General features: G+C 71.4%; 11 protein-coding genes. 3 read left to right on the top strand and 8 right to left on the bottom strand.

Going from position 1 to position 17,019, the window contains the following annotated elements; all coding sequences use genetic code 11:
• Nucleotides 1-32: 32 nt before the first annotated feature.
• Nucleotides 33-1,523: a pyridoxal phosphate-dependent decarboxylase family protein gene (locus I5071_RS34685; RefSeq protein ID WP_236517624.1), complete on the top strand. Its 1,491-nt coding sequence runs from the start codon at nucleotides 33-35 to the stop codon at nucleotides 1,521-1,523.
• A 97-nt stretch (nucleotides 1,524-1,620) separates the two neighbouring features.
• On the opposite strand, the gene I5071_RS34680 is transcribed toward I5071_RS34685, so the two are convergent.
• From I5071_RS34680 to I5071_RS34665, 4 genes are all read right to left on the bottom strand, one after another.
• Nucleotides 1,621-2,595 (bottom strand): hypothetical protein, encoded by a 975-nt coding sequence (locus I5071_RS34680; protein WP_236517623.1) that lies wholly within the window; start codon nucleotides 2,593-2,595, stop codon nucleotides 1,621-1,623.
• Nucleotides 2,596-2,683: 88 nt separating this feature from the next.
• Nucleotides 2,684-3,793, bottom strand: coding sequence for a hypothetical protein (locus I5071_RS34675; protein ID WP_236517622.1), 1,110 nt, complete (start codon nucleotides 3,791-3,793; stop codon nucleotides 2,684-2,686).
• Complete coding sequence (locus I5071_RS34670; RefSeq protein WP_236517621.1) at nucleotides 3,790-4,623, bottom strand: hypothetical protein; 834 nt, start codon at nucleotides 4,621-4,623, stop codon at nucleotides 3,790-3,792. The genes I5071_RS34675 and I5071_RS34670 overlap by 4 nt, the downstream gene beginning before the upstream one ends.
• A 287-nt stretch (nucleotides 4,624-4,910) precedes the next feature.
• On the bottom strand, nucleotides 4,911-6,389 hold the full coding sequence (locus I5071_RS34665; protein WP_236517620.1) for a CHAD domain-containing protein: 1,479 nt from the start codon (nucleotides 6,387-6,389) through the stop codon (nucleotides 4,911-4,913).
• A gap of 609 nt (nucleotides 6,390-6,998) precedes the next feature.
• Here I5071_RS34665 and I5071_RS34660 point away from each other — a divergent pair.
• Nucleotides 6,999-8,087: a slipin family protein gene (locus I5071_RS34660; protein WP_236517619.1), complete on the top strand. Its 1,089-nt coding sequence runs from the start codon at nucleotides 6,999-7,001 to the stop codon at nucleotides 8,085-8,087.
• A gap of 178 nt (nucleotides 8,088-8,265) precedes the next feature.
• Here the strand turns inward: I5071_RS34660 and I5071_RS34655 are convergent, their stop codons facing one another.
• From I5071_RS34655 to I5071_RS34645, 3 genes are read right to left on the bottom strand one after another with little or no spacing between them, the layout of a single operon-like run.
• A complete protein-coding gene (locus I5071_RS34655; protein ID WP_236517618.1) occupies nucleotides 8,266-9,000 on the bottom strand; it encodes an HAD family hydrolase in 735 nt (244 codons plus the stop codon).
• Nucleotides 8,997-11,780, bottom strand: a complete 2,784-nt coding sequence (locus I5071_RS34650) for a cation-translocating P-type ATPase (RefSeq protein ID WP_236517617.1) — start codon at nucleotides 11,778-11,780, stop codon at nucleotides 8,997-8,999. Before I5071_RS34650 ends, I5071_RS34655 begins: the two co-directional genes overlap by 4 nt.
• A complete protein-coding gene (locus I5071_RS34645) occupies nucleotides 11,777-14,164 on the bottom strand; it encodes a glycoside hydrolase family 65 protein (protein ID WP_236517616.1) in 2,388 nt (795 codons plus the stop codon). Before I5071_RS34645 ends, I5071_RS34650 begins: the two co-directional genes overlap by 4 nt.
• A 63-nt stretch (nucleotides 14,165-14,227) precedes the next feature.
• On the opposite strand from I5071_RS34645, the gene I5071_RS34640 reads away from it, so the two are divergent.
• Nucleotides 14,228-15,277 carry a trypsin-like peptidase domain-containing protein gene (locus I5071_RS34640; protein ID WP_236517615.1) on the top strand — a complete coding sequence of 350 codons (1,050 nt, stop codon included), beginning with the start codon at nucleotides 14,228-14,230 and terminating at the stop codon, nucleotides 15,275-15,277.
• Nucleotides 15,278-15,797: 520 nt separating this feature from the next.
• On the opposite strand, the gene I5071_RS34635 is transcribed toward I5071_RS34640, so the two are convergent.
• Nucleotides 15,798-16,991, bottom strand: a complete 1,194-nt coding sequence (locus I5071_RS34635; RefSeq protein ID WP_236517614.1) for a transposase — start codon at nucleotides 16,989-16,991, stop codon at nucleotides 15,798-15,800.
• Nucleotides 16,992-17,019: the final 28 nt, after the last annotated feature.

Here is a 17,019-nt window from a genome sequence, read left to right as displayed (position 1 = left end):
GCAGCGTATCGCATCGTGTAGATTGCGCGCCGATGCCGCTCACGATCCCCTCGCGTGGCCTCGGCGAGAACGAAGTGCTCCGCGCGCTCGACGAGCTCAAGCGCGACGACGCCGACTACGAGCAGGGCCGCACGTTCAGCCTCGTCTACTACGCGGGCCCCGAGCACCAACGGCTCATCGAGAAGGCCTACACCAAGTTCGCCGCGACGAACGCGCTGAACCCGATGGCGTTCTCGTCGCTGCGCCGCATGGAGGCCGAGGTCGTGCGCATGACCGCGGACATGCTGCACGGCGATCGCAAGGTCGTCGGCACCATGACGAGCGGCGGCACCGAGTCGATCCTGCTCTCGGTGAAGACCGCGCGTGATCGCGCGCGCGCGCTCAAGCCCAAGATCGTGAAGCCCAACATCGTCGCGCCGGAGACGATCCACGTCGCGTTCGACAAAGCCGCGCAGTACTTCGGGCTCGAGATGCGCTACGCGCGCCTCGACGGCGATCTGCGCGCCGACGTGAAGGACATGGCGAGCCTCGTCGACGCGAGCACGGTGCTGATCGCGGCGAGCGCGCCGCAGTACCCGCACGGCGTGGTCGATCCGATCGAGGAGATCGGCGCGCTCGCCGAGCGGAAGAAGATCGCGTTCCACGTCGACGCGTGCGTCGGCGGGTTCCTGCTGCCCTGGGTCGAGCGCCTCGGATATCCGATCCCGCCCTGGGACTTCCGGGTGCCCGGCGTGACCTCGATCAGCGCCGACGTGCACAAGTACGGGTTCGCGTCGAAGGGCGCGAGCACGATCCTCTATCGCGACATGGAGCTCCTGCGGCACCAGTTCTTCGTGTCGACGGACTGGCCCGGCGGGATCTACGCGTCTCCGTCGATCCCGGGCACGCGCTCGGGCGGCGCGATCGCCGCGGCGTGGGCCTCGCTGGTCGCGATGGGCGAGAGCGGGTTCCTCGATCACACGCGGCGCGCGATGAACGCGACGCGCGCGCTGATCGCGGGCATCGAGCAGATCCCCGAGCTCGAGGTGATGGGACGCCCCGACGCGACGATCGTCGCGTGGCGCACTCGCAAGAGCTCGGGGCTCGACGTGTACACGCTCGCCGATCGCCTCGAGGACCGCGACTGGAACATCGATCGCCAGCAGAACCCGCCGTGCATCCACTGCACCGTGACGTCGAACCACGAGGGCGTGGTCGAGGAGTACCTGCGCGATCTGCGCGAGGGCGTGCAGTTCGTGAAGTCGCACCCCGAGCTGCAGTCGCGCGGCAACGCCGCGATGTACGGGATGATGGCGAAGGTGCCGTTCCGCGGGATGGTGAAGAAGAGCGTGCTCGAGGTGATGGAGAAGATGTACGGGCCGGATGCGGCGCGGCCCGATCTCGACATGCTCGGCGGCGGCGAGGACGAGGGCGTCGTGATGAAGCTCGTGAAGAGCTACGGCGATCGCGCGCTCGGCGTGCTCGATCGCCTCAACGACGTGCGTGATCGCTTCCGCCTCACGAAGAAGCGCCGCACCCAGTGAGGCGTGAGTGCTCGCTGGCGGTCGGCCTGCACGGGAGCGTGCGGAGCACGCGGACGGGAGGGCCCTCCGCCGGCGAGCCGATGTTCTTGGGCACGCTTCAGTCCGCGACGCAGATGACGCTGCGGGTCGCGCACTCGCCGTCGCCGGCGCGCTGCACGCCCGACGCGACCTCGACCGCGCGCGTCCCGGTGGGGCACGTGCAGTCCTCGCCGGTCGCGCACGAGGTCGCGCCTTCGCAGCGCACCTCGGTGTACGCCGAGGCGATCGTCGCGCCGGGCTCGGGCGTCGCGGCGAGGCAGAACACGATGCGGGTGCGGCGATCGATGTCGTTGCGCCCGAGCCAGCTACGGCTCGGCGCGAAGCGCTCGGGGCACGTGCACTCGCCGGTGTCGCCGTTGGGCTCGAGGCAGCGCCGGCTCGGCTCTTCCTCGATGACGTACGCGCCGCCGTAGGAGCCGCTCTCGGGCGTGGTGCTGGCCTCGCAGAGCCCGAGCATCGCGTGCACGTGCGGATCGAGACGATCGATGCGCCAGCGGATCTCGCGCGCGGTGAAGCCACCGCAGGTGCAGTCGCCGGTCAGCGGGTTCTCGTCGGCGCAGGTCCCGTCGCCGCGGCGCACGTAGGCGCCACCGAACGCGCTGCACCGCAACGTGTCGCCCACCGCGACCGCTTCGAAGCCCGGCTCGCACGACACGCCGCACGCGCCCTCGTCGCAGCTCGCTTCGCCGTGCGCGGGAGGTGCGTCGCACGCGGTGCAGCGATCGATCGTGGCGTCCGTCCCTCCATCGACGGTGCCGCCGTCGCTCCCGCCCCCGCCGTCGTCCGCGCCGCCGTCGAGATCGCTCGTCCCGCCCTCGGGCGGTCCGGCATCGTCGACGTGGAGCCCACCATCGACCCAGTCGCCGAGCGGGAGGCAGCGAAAGCTCAGCCGATGTCGCGCCCGCCCTTCGTCGCAGACGCACTCGTTCGCGCCGGCGCTCCACGACGATCCCTCGGGGCAGTTGGGATCGCCGATGCAGGCGGTGACGAGGATGGAGAAGAGAAGCGCGAGGCAGGAGTGGAAGCGATGCATGCGTGATGATCTCGGGTTGCGAACCGAGACCTCGCGCGCGCGCATTCCCTTGGGAGATCGCGTGATCGTCGCGTTCAGCGCGACGCGATCATTCGATGGCTTCGAGCAGCGCGTCGGCGATCGCGTCCGACTCCTCGGGTCGGAACCGTCCGTTCTGCTCGACGTGAAGGAAGCGTCCGCTCGCTGCGGAGGCCGCATCGACACACGCGTCGGGCGCGCCGTTGAGATGACGACCCTGCACGTCGGTGGTCCCGCAGAGGCGAGCGTCGTGCGGCACGTCGGGATCGCCGAAGTCGTTGCACGTGGTGATCGACTCGGTCGGGAAGCGCGTGTGCAGCGCCCGCGCGAAGCGCGCGACCGTGCTGGTCGCGGTGGTGTCGCCCGAGGTTCCGTCGGAGACGCTGATCCCGCTCTCGCTCATTCCGTGCACACCGACGACGAGCGCGCCGGCGTACGCCGACGCGAGCGCGAGGTGCGCGGCGTGGAAGATCGAGTCGGTCGCGTGCGCCATGTCCGACTCGCGCACCGCCGCGCCGGCGCCACACGCATCGGCGGTCCCGTCGCACCCCGAGTCGCGATCGCTGCCGCATCGATGGGTGCCCGCGATCAGCACCGCGCGAGCGCCGGTCCGCGCGAAGATCGCGGCGCTCTCCGCTTCGGTGTCGGCATCCCAGAGCGGGTGGGGCGCTTCGAGGATCAGCGCGCGCGCGTCGTCGCTCGTGTCGATCACCAGCGTCGCGTGGCCGCTCGAGGGCGCGCTCGGCCGGAGCACGACGAGCGTCGCGTCGTCGCCCTCACCGCGGCACAACACGTAGCTCGCCGCGCTCGCCGAGCTCAGCGCGTCCTCGAAGCGCTCTTCCGCGATCGCCGTGATCGCGGCCGCGATGGCATCGCGCGCCGCAGCGCTCGGCGGGCGATACGCGTCGGTGTCGCGCGCGATCGGATCGATGCGCTCGATCTCGAGCCACACGCGCGCTCCGTCCTCGCAGACGTCGAGCGGATCGTCGATCGATGCATCGATCGTCCCGCCGTCGATGCGGCCCGCATCGATCCGCGCCTCGTCGATCGTCCCCGCGTCGTGGCTCGTCCCCGCGTCGATCGGAGTGCTCTTCGCGCCGCACCCCACGACCAGCAGCGCGCCGAGCGCGACCCGCCTCGAGGTGTCGAGAAGTCGGCTCGCACCCCGGTGAGGGCTCACTCGACCACCACCAACACGCCGATCATCGGCCCGCCGAGCTCCACCGCGCGCTGCGACGAGTCGAACGGCTGGAGCACGAGGTGATCGTACCCCGCGAAGATCTCCACCGAGTCGATGCGCACGCCCAGCGATGCGCGCGCCTGCGCCGCGAAGGTCTCGCCGATCGTCCCGAACGAGCCCTCGAGCCCGAGCACCACCGACTCGTACACGTCGACGTCGACCCCGAGGATCGCGTCCACGCCGAACTGCGGTCCGATCCAGTCCTGGAAGTGACGCAGCGCGACCGCGATGCGCAGCTGCGCGACCTCCTCGTCGATCAGGCGCGCGCCGATCCCGAGCCGTCCGATCGCGATCGCATCGAAGCCCCCATCGCGCGGCTCGAGATACCCCGAGTACCCGAGGAGCACGTCGATCCGGTACGGGAGCGACACCCGCCCCGCGACCGTGACGCGCGCGACGTCGTCGAACACGTAGCCCGCGTCCGCCGAGATCACGCCCTGCACCTCGGGGCGCGCGACGACCGGCTCCTCTTCGATCGCCACCAGGGTGCCTTGCGGCGTGCCCGCGGGGCCGGGCTCGTCCGGCGCTTCGCGCGGCGGCGGACCGATCGGTGACACCAGACGCACGCCCGCCGATCCGCCGTACATCGGATCGCGCGGAGCCTCGATCTCGAGCTCGCGCGGCCGCTGCACGATCACGGTCGTCGTGGTCGCGGTCGTCGCGCCGGGCGGGGTCCACGCCGCGCCGCCCCACGGTCGCCACGCGCGCGCCGGTGGCCGCTCACGCGTCTGCGCCGGCGGCGGCGTGTCGCGGGGGGGCGGCTCGTGCACGTCGGGCCGGTCGTAACCTCCCGATCCCATCGGCGGTCGCGCGCTCACGCCGCCTCCGCCGCCGCTCGATCCGCCGCCGCGATCCGGTGGTGGGCGACCCCCGCCGCCTCCACCCGAGCCGCCCGGCACCACAACGCTCGCGTCCTCGCGCCCGCGCACCGCGTCCGAGCTGCGCTGCAGCAGCTGCGCGTGTGCTCCTGTTGGGTGCGCGCTCCACCACGCGAACGCGAGCGCGACCCCGACCCTCGCTGCGAACTGCTGGCCCCGCATGGGCCAATCATGTCCGATCACTTCGCGAGCCGCAGGTTCACGAATTCGGGCTCTTCGGTCACCTCGCGCACCACGTGCGGCGCGAGCCACTCGGGCAGCGTCACCTCGGTGTGCTCGTCGGGCAGCTCGATCTCCGCGAGCACCAGCTCGCGATCGAGGAACTCGTCGATCTCCCACGTGCGCTCGCCGTCGGGCACCGCGAAGCGACGCTTGCGCACCCGCTTGCCCTTCGTGAGCGGCCACATCTTCGCGAAGATCTCGCGCGTGGTCTCTTCCTCGACCTCGACGCGCGAGAGGCCACGACCGAGCTTCACGGTGCGGAAGAAGTGCTCCTCGCCGTCCTTCTTCGTGCGACGCAGCCGTTCGTGGAGCTCGGTGCCCGGGACGTATCCCTGATCGAGCTGGGTGCACGGGTGCTCGCGCGCGTGCGCGGGCATCGAGGAGAGCAGGTACTTGCGCTCGATCTCGCGCGGGAGCTCCTTCGGTCCGAGCCCGTCGGCGAGCGACTCGATCGATCCCACCAGCACGTCGAGCGATCCGTCGCGCGCGATCCACTCGCGCTGGAGCTGCTCGAAGAGCTCCTCGCGTCGATCGTGGGTGCGACGCACGAGCGCGAGCAGACCGAGCTGCTCGTCGCCTTCGCTCGTCGCGGTCACGCCTTCGCTCGCGTGGCCCTCGGCCTGATCGGCGAGACGCTCGGCGCGCTCGAGCGCGGCCTGGGCGATCTCCTCGCGCAGCAGCGTCGCGCGCACCGCGACGTCGTTGAGCTCGCCGAGCAGATCCTGCAGGCCCTTGAGGCGCCGCACGATCTCCTTCGCGTCCTCGATCGACTCTTCCTTCAGCGGCTCGAGCAGATAACGAAGACGCTTGCCGTCCTTGCGCGCCTCGTGCGCGAGCGCCTCGTCCTCGACGGTGTGCACCGCGCGCAGCTTGTCGCGCAGATCTTCGACCTGCTCGCGCAGCAGCGCGGCGGTCGCGTCGGCGAACCGTCCCGCGCCGCGCGCTTCACCGACGACGTGCTCGATGTCGTAGCGCGAGAGATCGCGGCGCAGCTTCGGCAGCAGCACGAGCAGCGCGGGCACGGTCTCGTCGCGCAGCGACTGGTACGCGTCGTCGCGCTTGGCGACCAGCCGCTCCGCGAGCCACGCGACGCCGCGATGCGCGCCGCCGTCGAGCTCGCCGCGCACCTGCTCGAGCCACGCGATCTGCACCTCGGCGTCGCGCGCGGTGCCGGTCTCGGCGACGAGCTCCTTCAGCTTCTTGCGCCGCTTCTTCGCGAGCGCGCCGCCCAGCGGCTCGTCGTAGGTCCGCAGCACGGTGCGCAGCTTGCGCAGCGCGACCCGCAGATCGTGGAGCGCCTCGGCGTCCTCGTGGTGCGCCGCGATCACGCGCTCGCCCGCGGTGCACGCCTCGTCGATCCACCGCAGCGCGAGCCGCCGTGCCCCCTCTTCGGGAATGCACTCGAGCAACGGGAGCACGCCGGCGCGGGGCGACATCGCGGCAGCCTAGCAAACGTGTCCTCCGCGGTCCGTGACAGCATACATCGCGGGCGGATAGCCGCTTATCCACGGGGATAGACGGGAAGCGCGCGATTCGTGGCGGTTTCACGCGATCACGCGACGGCACGCGCGCTGCTCAGGGCCGCGTCGCAACGTCGACGAACCTTGCGGCGCGCACGGGCCCACACGAATCGGTGGTGCGTGTTCCGCTTCTCGAGGGTCGTCGAGGTCGCTCCACTCCTCGCGGGTTCGACTCCCGCCGCCCCCACCCTACGGGGGTGCGCTCTGGTGAGCAGGGCTGACTGAAAATCAGCAACAGACATCCGTCTCGCAAACGGAAGCCGTCCAAAGGCAACAACCCCATAGCCGTTCCGCCGGCGCGTCGAGTCGTGATCGCTCGTCGATCACGGCGCGGCACGCGTGGCCCTGCGAGCTGCCGCGTGATCTCCACGTCGTGCCCGCGCCCGCGCGTCCTCGTGACGCGCGGGTGGCTGGTGGCAGCTCCCGCTGCGCGCGCGAGGCGCGCCCGCGGGCGGCGCACTCTCCGAGATCGCGCGTCGCGATCTCTCTCTTCGCGTTCGTCTTCCGAACAGGAGGGCCGTTCCCATGCGCACCATCATGCTCACCGACACCCAGCGTGGTCTGCTCGTCCGCGCCGGCCGCGTCGCCGGCTGGCTCGAGCCCGGCCAGCACACCCTGTGGCGCGCGACGACCGACGTTCGCGTGCTCGACCTCACCCGCCTCGCGGAGCTGTGGACGCCCGAGCGCGCGCGCGTCGTGCCCGACGGCGTCGCGGAGTCGATCGTCGTGCCCGAGCGCGCGATCGCGCTCGTGCGTGCCGACGGTCTGCCGGCGAAGGTGCTGGCGCCGGGCCGCTACCTGCTCTGGCAGCAGCGCGCGCAGGTCACCGCGGAGATCGTGAGCACCGTGCCGACGTTCGCGACGGGCGTGCCCGAGGCATTCGTGCCGCTCGTGCCCACGTCGCTGCTCCGCACGATCCTCGTGCAGCCGTGGGAGCGCGCGCTGCTCGTGATCGACGGTGCGGCGGTGCGTCTGCTCGAGCCGGGCCGCCACCTCGTGTGGAGCGAGGGCCGCATCGTGCAGGCGCTGCCGATCGATCTGCGCGAGCGCGAGACCCAGGTCATCGGTCAGGAGGTCATGACCGCCGACAAGGTGACGATCCGCATCAACCTCGTCGCGAAGACGAAGGTGGTCGACGCGCAGCTCGCGTGCGCGGCGACGGTGGATCTCAACGCCGCGGTGTACACCGAGGCGCAGCTCGCGGCGCGTCGCTTCGTCGCGGGCCACACCGTGGATCAGCTCCTCGAGCGTCGTGACGACGCGCGCCGCGCGATGCGCGATGCGCTCGGCGAGCGCGCGCGCACCTGGGGTGTCGAGGTGCTCGAGCTCGACCTGAAGGACGTGGTCCTTCCGGGCGAGATGAAGAGCATCCTGAACCAGGTGATCGAGGCCGAGAAGCGCGCGGCCGCGAACGTCGTCCTCCGCCGTGAGGAGACGGCCGCGACGCGCAGCCTCGCGAACACCGCGAAGCTCCTCGAGCAGAACCCGACCCTGCTGCGCCTGAAGGAGCTCGAGGCGTGGAAGGAGATCGCGGAGCGAGTGGGCCAGGTGACGATCGTCGCCGCGCCCAACGAGCTGATGAGCCGCCTCGCGCTGCCGGGCGCGCAGCGCTGAGCTGAGCTTGCGGGAGGGGTCTTGGAAGACCCCTCCCCCCGACCGGCAAAGCCGGATCGGGGCCCCCCTCCCCAAACGCTGCGCGCGGGGCCCCAGCCCCGCTTGCTCGTGCTCGGGGGCGCAGCGTGCGAGACGGACACACCGGAGAGCCCGGGCACGAACGTGCCCGGGCTCTCCGTCATTCGCGCAGCTTCGACTCGAGGCGCTCGAGGGTGAGCTCGGCCATCGAGCTCACGACGCAGTGGGCGCCGTGGGCGCGAAGCGCGTCGCGGTTGCCGCCACGATCGACGCCGATCACCACGCCGAACCCGCCGGCGCGACCCGCCGCGACCCCTGCGGTCGCGTCCTCGACGACCACCGCGTCCGCGGGCGACATCGAGCCCAGACGACGCAGGCACTCGAGGAACATGTCGGGCGCGGGCTTGCTCGCGAGGTGCAGTCGATCGAGCTCGTTGCCGTCGACGATCGCATCGAAGAGATCGAGGATCCCCGCGCGCTCGAGCACCGGGATGCAGTTGCGGCTCGACGAGGCGACACCGCGCGCGATGCCGCGATCGCGCAGCGCGCGCACCAGACGCACCGCGTCCTCGTCGACCTCCACTCCGTCGCGATCGATCGCGTCGCGGAACCAGTGATCCTTCTGGCGCGCGAGGCCCTCGACCGTCGGCGCGCCCTCGGGATCCGACGGGTCGCCCTCGGGCAGCACGATGCCGCGCGACGCGAGGAAGTTGCGCACTCCGTCGCGCCGCGCGCGGCCGTCGACGTATGCGAGGTAGTCGCGCTCGATGTCGAACGGCTCGCCGTCGCGATCGCGCAGGAACCCGTCGAACAGCGACTTCCACGCCGCGGCGTGGAGCCGCGCGGTGTGCGTGAGCACGCCATCGAGATCGAACACGACTGCGGCGAGCGTCATCGCGATCTCCTCGCGAGCAGCTTCCGCAGCTCGCTCACCCAGAGCACGAGGCTCGCGAGCCCCGCGCACAGGAGCCACTGCACGAGCGTGAGCGGCTCGGTGCCGAACGCGTGCTGGAGGAAGGGCAGCTCGACGACCGCGATCTGCAGCACGACGCCGAGCACGACCGCGCCCCACAGCCACGGGTTCACGAAGAGGTGCCGGAACGCGCTGGTGTCCTCGGAGCGCGCGTTGAAGCAGTTGAAGAGCTGGGCGAGCACCAGCGTGGTGAAGCCCGCGGTGCGTGCGCGCTCGAGCGCGTGCGCTCCGTCGAAGAGCCCGCCCGGCAGGTGGAGATCGATCGCGAGCAGCGTCGCGAACGCCATCACCGCGCCGACGAGCAGCACGCCGGCCCACATGCGCCGATCGATCACCCGCTCGTGCAGCGGCCGCGGCGGGCGCGCCATCACGTCGTCGGTCTCGGGGTCGACGCCCATCGCGAGCGCGGGGCCCGAGTCGGTCACCAGGTTGATCCACAGGATCTGCGTCGCGAGCAGCGGCACCACCACGCCGTCGCCCGCGCCGCGCAGGCCGATCACGTCGGCGAGCACCACGCCGAAGAAGACCGTGAGCACCTCGCCCATGTTCGACGAGAGCAGGTAGCGCAGGAACTTGCGGATGTTGTCGAAGATCCCGCGGCCCTCGCGCACCGCGCGGACGATCGTCGCGAAGTTGTCGTCGGCGAGGATCATCTTCGCGGCTTCCTTGGTGACCTCGGTGCCGGTCACGCCCATCGCGATGCCGATGTCCGCCGACTTCAGCGCGGGTGCGTCGTTCACTCCGTCGCCCGTCATCGCGACGACGTTCCCCTCGGCCTGCAGCGCGTCGACGATGCGCAGCTTGTGCTCGGGCGCGACGCGCGCGTAGACCGACGTCGCGTGCACCGCGCCGCGGAGCGCGGCCTCGTCGAGCGACTCGAGCTGGTTGCCGGTGAGGGCGCGCGCGCCGGGCTCGGCGATCCCGAGGTCGGTCGCGATCCGCAACGCGGTGCGCGGATGATCGCCGGTGATCATCAGCACGCGGATCCCGGCGCGTCGTGCCTCGTGCACCGCGACGCCCGCCTCGGCGCGCGGGGGGTCGATGATCCCGACGGTGCCGACGAAGATGAGATCGTGCTCCAGCGACTCGTCGGCCCGCGCCGATTCGTCGGTCGCGAGCGGGCGGTACGCGACCGAGAGCGTGCGCAGCGCGTCGTCGGTGAGCGCGTCGACGTCGGCGACGATGCGCGTGCGCCACGCCTCATCGAGGGCGACCGCGTCCATCCCGACGCGCACCCGGGTGCAGCGCTCGAGGAGCACGTCGGGCGCGCCCTTGGTGATCAGCACGAGCTCGTCTCCGTGCTCGTGATCGCGCTCGATCGTCGACATGCGCTTGCGCTCGGAGGTGAAGGGCACGACCGCGACGCGGGCGAAGCGCTTCTTGCGGCGCTCGTGGGCACCGAGCTTGTGCTCGGCGACGAGGAACGCGGCCTCGGTGGGATCGCCCTCGATCGTCCATTCGCCGTCGCGCTCGTGGAGCTCGGCATCGCTCGCGAGCGCACCGCCGCTCAGCACGACGATGTCCTCGGCGTGCAGCGGACCGCCGACGAGCTCGCTGTTCTCGTCCTCGACGCGCCCCTTCGGCGTGTAGCCGATGCCGGTCACACGCGCGCTGCCCGACGCGGTGGTGACGCGCTCGATCGTCATCTCGGCGCGGGTGAGGGTGCCGGTCTTGTCGGAGCAGATCACCGACGCCGAGCCGAGCGTCTCGACCGACGAGAGCTCCTTCACGATCGCGCGGTGCTTCGCCATGCGCTGCACGCCGAGCGCGAGCACGACCGAGAGGATCGCGGGCAGACCCTCGGGCACCGCGGCGACCGCGAGCGAGACCCCGAGCAGCAGCACCTGCACCGCGTCGGCGAGCGACTCGACGTCGCTGGTCGCGAACACGGTGCCCACGACGATCGCGGCGATCACGATCACCGCGAGGCCGAGCATCCTCCCGACGTGCGCGATCTCGCGCTGGAGCGGGGTCTCCTCGGCCTTCGCGCGCTCGAGCATCGTCGCGATCGCGCCCATCTGGGTGCTCATGCCGGTCGCGGTGACGATCGCGCGCCCGGTGCCCTGGGTGACCGCGGTGCCCTTCCACACCATCGCGGTGCGATCGCCCAGCGCGACGTGCTCGCGCAGCGTCGCGGGGTCCTTGAGCACCGCCTCGCTCTCTCCGGTGAGCGAGGCCTCCTGCACCCGCAGCGCGGCGGCCTGCACCAGGCGCGCATCGGCGCCGACCGCATCGCCTTCGCCGAGCACGAGGAGATCGCCGCGCACCAGCTCCGCGCTGGGCACGCGCCGCAGCTCTCCGTCGCGCACCACCGCGGACGTCGCGGCGGTCATGCGCTTGAGCGCCGCGACCGCCTGCTCCGCGCGCGCGCCCTGCACGTACCCGAGCACCGCGTTCGCGACGACGATCACCGCGATCACGATCGCGTCGACCGGCGGCTCGTCGGCGCCGCGCAGCGCCCACACCGCGAGCGAGACCACGACCGCGACCAGCAACAAGTACACGAGCGGATCGCGGAGCTGTGCGAGGAGCTTCTTCCACTTCGGCACCGGCGGCGCGGCGCGCAGCTCGTTCGGGCCCTCGGTCTCGAGGCGTCGCGCGGCCTCCTGCGAGGAGAGCCCGCGCTCGAGATCGGCGCCGAGCTCGCGCGCGATCTCGCCGGCGTCGCGGAGCGACGGATCGGTGCGCGGTGCGGGGCTCATCGCTGGGTGACGCGCCGCCGGTGCGCGTCGGCGCCCGCGCCACGATGCAGCGGCTCGCGTCCCCGCGGCGGCGCGACGGTCGCCACCTGCTCGCGCAGCGGGCACGGCATCACGCGCGTCGCCTCGTGCGCGAGCGTGAAGCGCGCGCCGTGGTGCTCGAGCTCGATCGGATCGCCGCTGATCAGCTGGTAGCGCGCGTGGCCGTGATCGATCTCCACGCGGACGCAGCGCCCCCGCAGCACGAGGTGGAACGCGAGGCGCGTGATCGGCGCCACGAGGCGCGGCGCGAACGCGATCACGTCTCCGTGATCGCGCATCCCGCCGAACCCCGCGATCGCCACGAGCCACGCGCCCGAGAGCGCGGCGAGGTGCAGGCCGTCCGCGCAGTTGCCCGCGATGTCGCGCAGATCGACGAGCGCCGTCTCTCGGAAGTACTCGTACGCGAGCTCGAGGTGCCCGACCTCCGCGGCGACGACGCCCTGGATCGACGCGGAGAGCGTGGAGTCGCGCACCGTGATCGCCTCGTAGTGCTCGAAGTCGCGCCGCTTCTGCTCGAGCGTCATGTCCTCGCCGCACAGGAAGAGCGCGAGGACGAGGTCCGCCTGCTTCACGACCTGGCTCGAGTAGAGAATGTAGTACGGGAAGTGGAGCAGGAGCGGGTACGCGTCGGGCGGCGTGTCCTCGAAGCTCCAGCGACGGAAGCGGGTGAAGCCGTCGCACTGCGCGGTCACGCCGAGCTCGGTGTCGAACGGCACGACGATCGCGGTCGCGGCGTCGCGCCACCGCGCGATCTCGTCCGCGTCGACGCCGAGCTCGGTCGCGCGATCGGGATGTCGCTCCGCGGCATCCGCGGCGGTGCGCAAGTTGCGCGCCGCCATGAGGTTCGTGAACGTGTTGTTGTCGCAGAGCGCGGTGTACTCGTCGGGCCCGGTGACGCCGTCGATGCGGAAGCCGCCTTCGGCGTCGTGGTGCCCGAGCGAGGCCCAGAGGCGCGCGGTCTCGACCAGCAGCTCGACGCCCTCGTCGCGCTCGAACGCGGTGTCTCCGGTCGCGCTCACGTAGCGGCGCACCGCGTCGGCGATGTCGGCGTTCACGTGGAACGCGGCGGTGCCCGCGGGCCAGTAGCCGGAGCACTCCTCGCCGCGGATCGTGCGCCACGGGAAGCTCGCGCCGCGCAGGTGCAGCTGGGCCGCGCGAGCCCGCGCGAGCGGCAGCGTCGAGTGCCGCCACCGCAGCGCGTCGCGCGCGGCGTCGGGCGTCGTGTACGTGAGCACCGGCAGCGTGTACGTGTCCATGTCCCAGAAGGTGTGCCCGTCGTAGCCGCGGCCCGTGAGGCCCTTCGCGGGGATCGCGCGGTTCTCCGCCCGCGCCGCGGCCTGCACCACCTGGAAGATCGCGAACCGCATCGCCTGCTGGAGCTCGGGATCCCCGTCGATCTCGACGTCGGCGCGGGCCCACACCGTGTCGAGGTACGCACGCTGCCCGTCGAGCAAGCCCTGCCAGCCGGTGCGCCGCGCCGCCGAGAGCGCGGCGTCGACCTGATCGCGCAGCGCCGGCATGGAGCGCTCGGCGGACCAGCCGTACGCGAGCAGCTTCACGACGCGCAGCGTCTGACCGGGCTCGAGCTCGGTGCTCACGGTGACGCGCGCGAGATCGGGCTCGCTCTCCGCGCCCGACACCGTTCCCTCGGGGCCCTCGACCACGTGATCGAGCGCCGCAGCCATGCGCAGGCCGCTCAGCCGCGCTCGATGTCCCAGCGCGACCTCGCAATCGTGGTGGGTGTGGTACTCGCTCGCGAGCGCGCCGCGCAGCGCCTGCGCGGCACGAGGATCGTCCTCGCCGTGCACGATGGTCGGCTCGTTCGCGACGATCCCCGACTGCACGACGATGCGCGCGGGCGCGCCGACCGCCTCGACCTCGTAGCAGACCGCCACGATCGCGCGGTGCACGAACGAGACGATGCGCGTCGAGCGGACCCGCACCGTCTGCCCGGCGGGCGAGGTCCACTCCACGTCGCGCCGCAGCAGGCCCGCGCGCAGATCGAGCACGCGCTCGTGACGATGGAGCGTCCCGTAGCGCACGTCGAAGGGCTCGTCGTCGACGAGCAGCCGCACGAGCTTGCCGTTGCTCACGTTGAGCAGCGACTGGCCCTCCTCGGGATAGCCGTACCCGGGCTCGGCATAGGGCAGGGGGAGCGCCTCGAAGAAGCCGTTGAGGTAAGAGCCGGGCTCGCGATGGGGCTCGCCCTCGTCGAGGTTGCCGCGCAGGCCGATGTGGCCGTTCGACAACGCGAACACCGACTCCGTCGCCCCGAGCAGATCGAGGTGCAGCGATCGCTCGGCGATCTCCCAGGGCGCGATCTCGAACACGTCGCGCTCGATCACGAGAGGGAACGTAGGCGCGAGAAACCCGAGACGAAATGCGGGTCACGTGGCCACTCCATGGGCATGACCAGGACAGGGTGGCTCCTCGGGATCGCGCTCTCGCTCGCCGCGTGCAGCCGCGCCGACGATCGACCGATCGACGCGGCGGTGCCGCTCGACGCGAGCGCGTCGGGCTGTGACACGCCGACCGCGCTGCTCGACCTCGAGGCCCAGATCGCGACCGGTCACGCGACGTGCCGCGGCTGGGCCGACGCGGTGCGGGGCCGTGTGCTCGTGAACGGCTTCGCGAGCGCGGTGATCTGGTCGACGCGCACGACCAGCGAGCCACCGCTCGGCGTGATGGTGGGCGCGGTGCACGTGCTCGGTCCCGGATGGTTCGGTGGTGAGCCCGGCACCGACGTGGCCGAGCGCCTCGCGGCACCGAGCGACGACGAGCTCGGGATCATGCGCGTCCGGGTGCGCACTGCGAGCGGCGCGATCGATCGCACCTTCGTGTCGCCCCAGTGGATCACGTACCGCCCGGCGATCCCGGCCGCGCAGCACCAGGACGTCACGACGATCCTCCCGCGCCACGACCTGTTCGTCGGGCTCGTCGACGGCCATCGCGCCCAGGACGATCTCCTGGCGCCGATGCCGCCGACGTTCGCGGAGCGCAGCGCGCTCGCGATCCACGACCCAGGCGGGCTCGCCGATGACGAGCGCTCGTTCGTCGACGCGACCCCGGGCTCGCTCGTGATGTTGATCGGGTACCCGCAGGCCGGCCCCGAGGGCGGCGCGTTCTCGATCGGACGTGTGCTCGACGACGACGATGCGCGCGCCGCGATCGAGTGGCTCGCCGATCAGGGCGACGAGGAAGGCGACATCGCGTACGAGCCCGAGGTCGAGGCGATCGTCGAGGGCCACGCGGTCGCCGGCATGAGCGGCGGCGGCGCGTTCGATCGCGACGGGCGCCTCGTGGGGGTGCTGGTGCGCGCGAGCGATCCCGAGGCCGAGCGGCAGTACGTGCGCGTGGTGCGCATGCGCTACGTGGCCTCGTCGATCACCCGCGCGCGCGCCGCGCTCGACGACGCGGCGCGCACGGCGATCGACGGGCTGCTCCCCGCGCTCGAGTGATCAATCCACCTGGAGTGCTGTCGTAGTCAAGTGCGGACGCGCGTGATCGACGGATCGGGCGCTTCTCGCACCCGCTGATCCGCACACCGGGCCCTTCTTGCGCGAGGTGACTCGCCGCGATGGAGGCTTGGTGTGCGGTGGCTTCAGGCGGTCGGATCGGAGAGCGACGGGACGGATAGGCCCGAACTGTCTTGTCGGACGTCCGCGTGAGCGGCGTCGGGTCGGCCTCGTTGGGCATTTCGCCCGCCGCGTCGATCTCGAGGGTGCGCTGGGACTCGCGGTGCAGCCTCTCGGGGCTCAGCACCCAGGTGAGCGTCACCCGCTCGATCTTCGCGCCTTGGAGCGGAAGCGAAGAGAAGAGAGCGCGAAGCGCGCCGTCAGGAGCCGGCGAGCGAAGATTGGGTTGCGTCGCGTGAAGGCGACGCGCTCACAGCGGTCATCGATCGTGTGTCGAAAAGCTTGGTCGCATCGAAGGGCGCTCCTCGCGCGACGTGGACCATCGCGCGCGCGAGCTTCCGCATCAGCGCGACGACGGCCTTGAGCTTGATCTCGGCGCGGTAGCCTTTTCGCGCTCGGTACCACTCACGCGCGACGGGGTCGCTCTGCACGAAGCGCAGCGCGCGAGGAAGAGATACCGGCGCGCGCGTCCGGGGCCGCGTTTCGTGATGTGGATCGTGTGCTGCCCGGCGTTGTTGCCGCTGCTCTGGACCCTGAGGTTGAGGCCCATCGCCTTCTCGAAGGACGCGGACGATTCGTAGTCGGCGGGATTGCCGAGGTCGGCGACGAGCGCAGCGGTCGTGACGGCACCGAACGCGGCGCGCATCGAGTGGAGCTCGCGATGATTGGCGAGCTCGGCTTCGATGCGCTTGTCGACATCGCGGATGTGCTCGCGCAACGAGAGCATGTGACGCGCGAGCGAGCGAAGGAACGAGCGCTCCTGATCGTGCATCGACTCGCCGAGCGAGCCGACGGCGCAGCCGACGATCTGCTCGATGCGCTCGAAGGAGAGCGCCGCGCGCGAGACGCGTCGGAGCAACTCGACCGCATCGCCGCGTCTGGCGCGGACTTCGGCAGGCCCGGGCATCTCGCAGAGCAAGTGCAGGTGCCATGCGGCATCCATGTCGAGGTGCTGGGAGAGCTCGGGCCAGTGACGCGCGACGAGCGCTTCGAGCCGTCCGTATGCGGTCTCGAAAGGTCGAGCGTAGAGGTCGCGCTCGTCGATCAGACTGCGCATCGCCCTCTGGACTGCGCTCCGCTCTTTCCAGCGCTTCGAGATGCCTTGCGCGTGGAGATGCGCGAGCAGCGTGCACGCCTTGGCGTCGTGCAGGCTCGGCACTCCGTCGAGCAGCTCGGCCGCATCGTGGACCTTCTTGGCGTCCACGCGGAACACGGGAATCTCGCGCAGCGTGAGCTGGTAGCGCAGCGCGTCGCCGTAGACGCCCGTCGGCTCCATCGCGACCTCGAGCGCGACGCCGAGCTCGCGGAGACGGCAGAGCAGCTCGAGGAACAGTCGCGTCTGCTTCGGGTGCTCGAAGCGCACGATCTCGACGCAGCGACCCGCTGCGCTCGCGAAGCCAGCGAACATCTTCGTCTTCGCGAGGTCGATCGCGACGATGCAGCTCGCTCCGAGCGCACTGGCGAGCTTGCTCGCGTCGACGTGTTGGATCTCGACGGTTCGATAGGTACGCTTGCCCACGGGGACGACCTCCTGCACGGCAGTTTCGACTGTCTATTCGAGGCGT

It is taken from the genome of Sandaracinus amylolyticus (genome assembly GCF_021631985.1).
Classification (GTDB): domain Bacteria; phylum Myxococcota_A; class Polyangia; order Polyangiales; family Sandaracinaceae; genus Sandaracinus; species Sandaracinus amylolyticus_A.
This window is presented reverse-complemented; position numbering and strand designations above follow the sequence as displayed.

Coding starts and splice junctions, on each gene's coding strand:
- I5071_RS34685 (WP_236517624.1), top strand. CDS start 33: ATGCCGCTCACGATCCCCTCGCGTGGCCTCGGCGAGAACGAAGTGCTC.
- I5071_RS34680 (WP_236517623.1), bottom strand. CDS start 2,595: ATGCATCGCTTCCACTCCTGCCTCGCGCTTCTCTTCTCCATCCTCGTC.
- I5071_RS34665 (WP_236517620.1), bottom strand. CDS start 6,389: ATGTCGCCCCGCGCCGGCGTGCTCCCGTTGCTCGAGTGCATTCCCGAA.
- I5071_RS34660 (WP_236517619.1), top strand. CDS start 6,999: ATGCGCACCATCATGCTCACCGACACCCAGCGTGGTCTGCTCGTCCGC.
- I5071_RS34655 (WP_236517618.1), bottom strand. CDS start 9,000: ATGACGCTCGCCGCAGTCGTGTTCGATCTCGATGGCGTGCTCACGCAC.
- I5071_RS34650 (WP_236517617.1), bottom strand. CDS start 11,780: ATGAGCCCCGCACCGCGCACCGATCCGTCGCTCCGCGACGCCGGCGAG.
- I5071_RS34640 (WP_236517615.1), top strand. CDS start 14,228: ATGACCAGGACAGGGTGGCTCCTCGGGATCGCGCTCTCGCTCGCCGCG.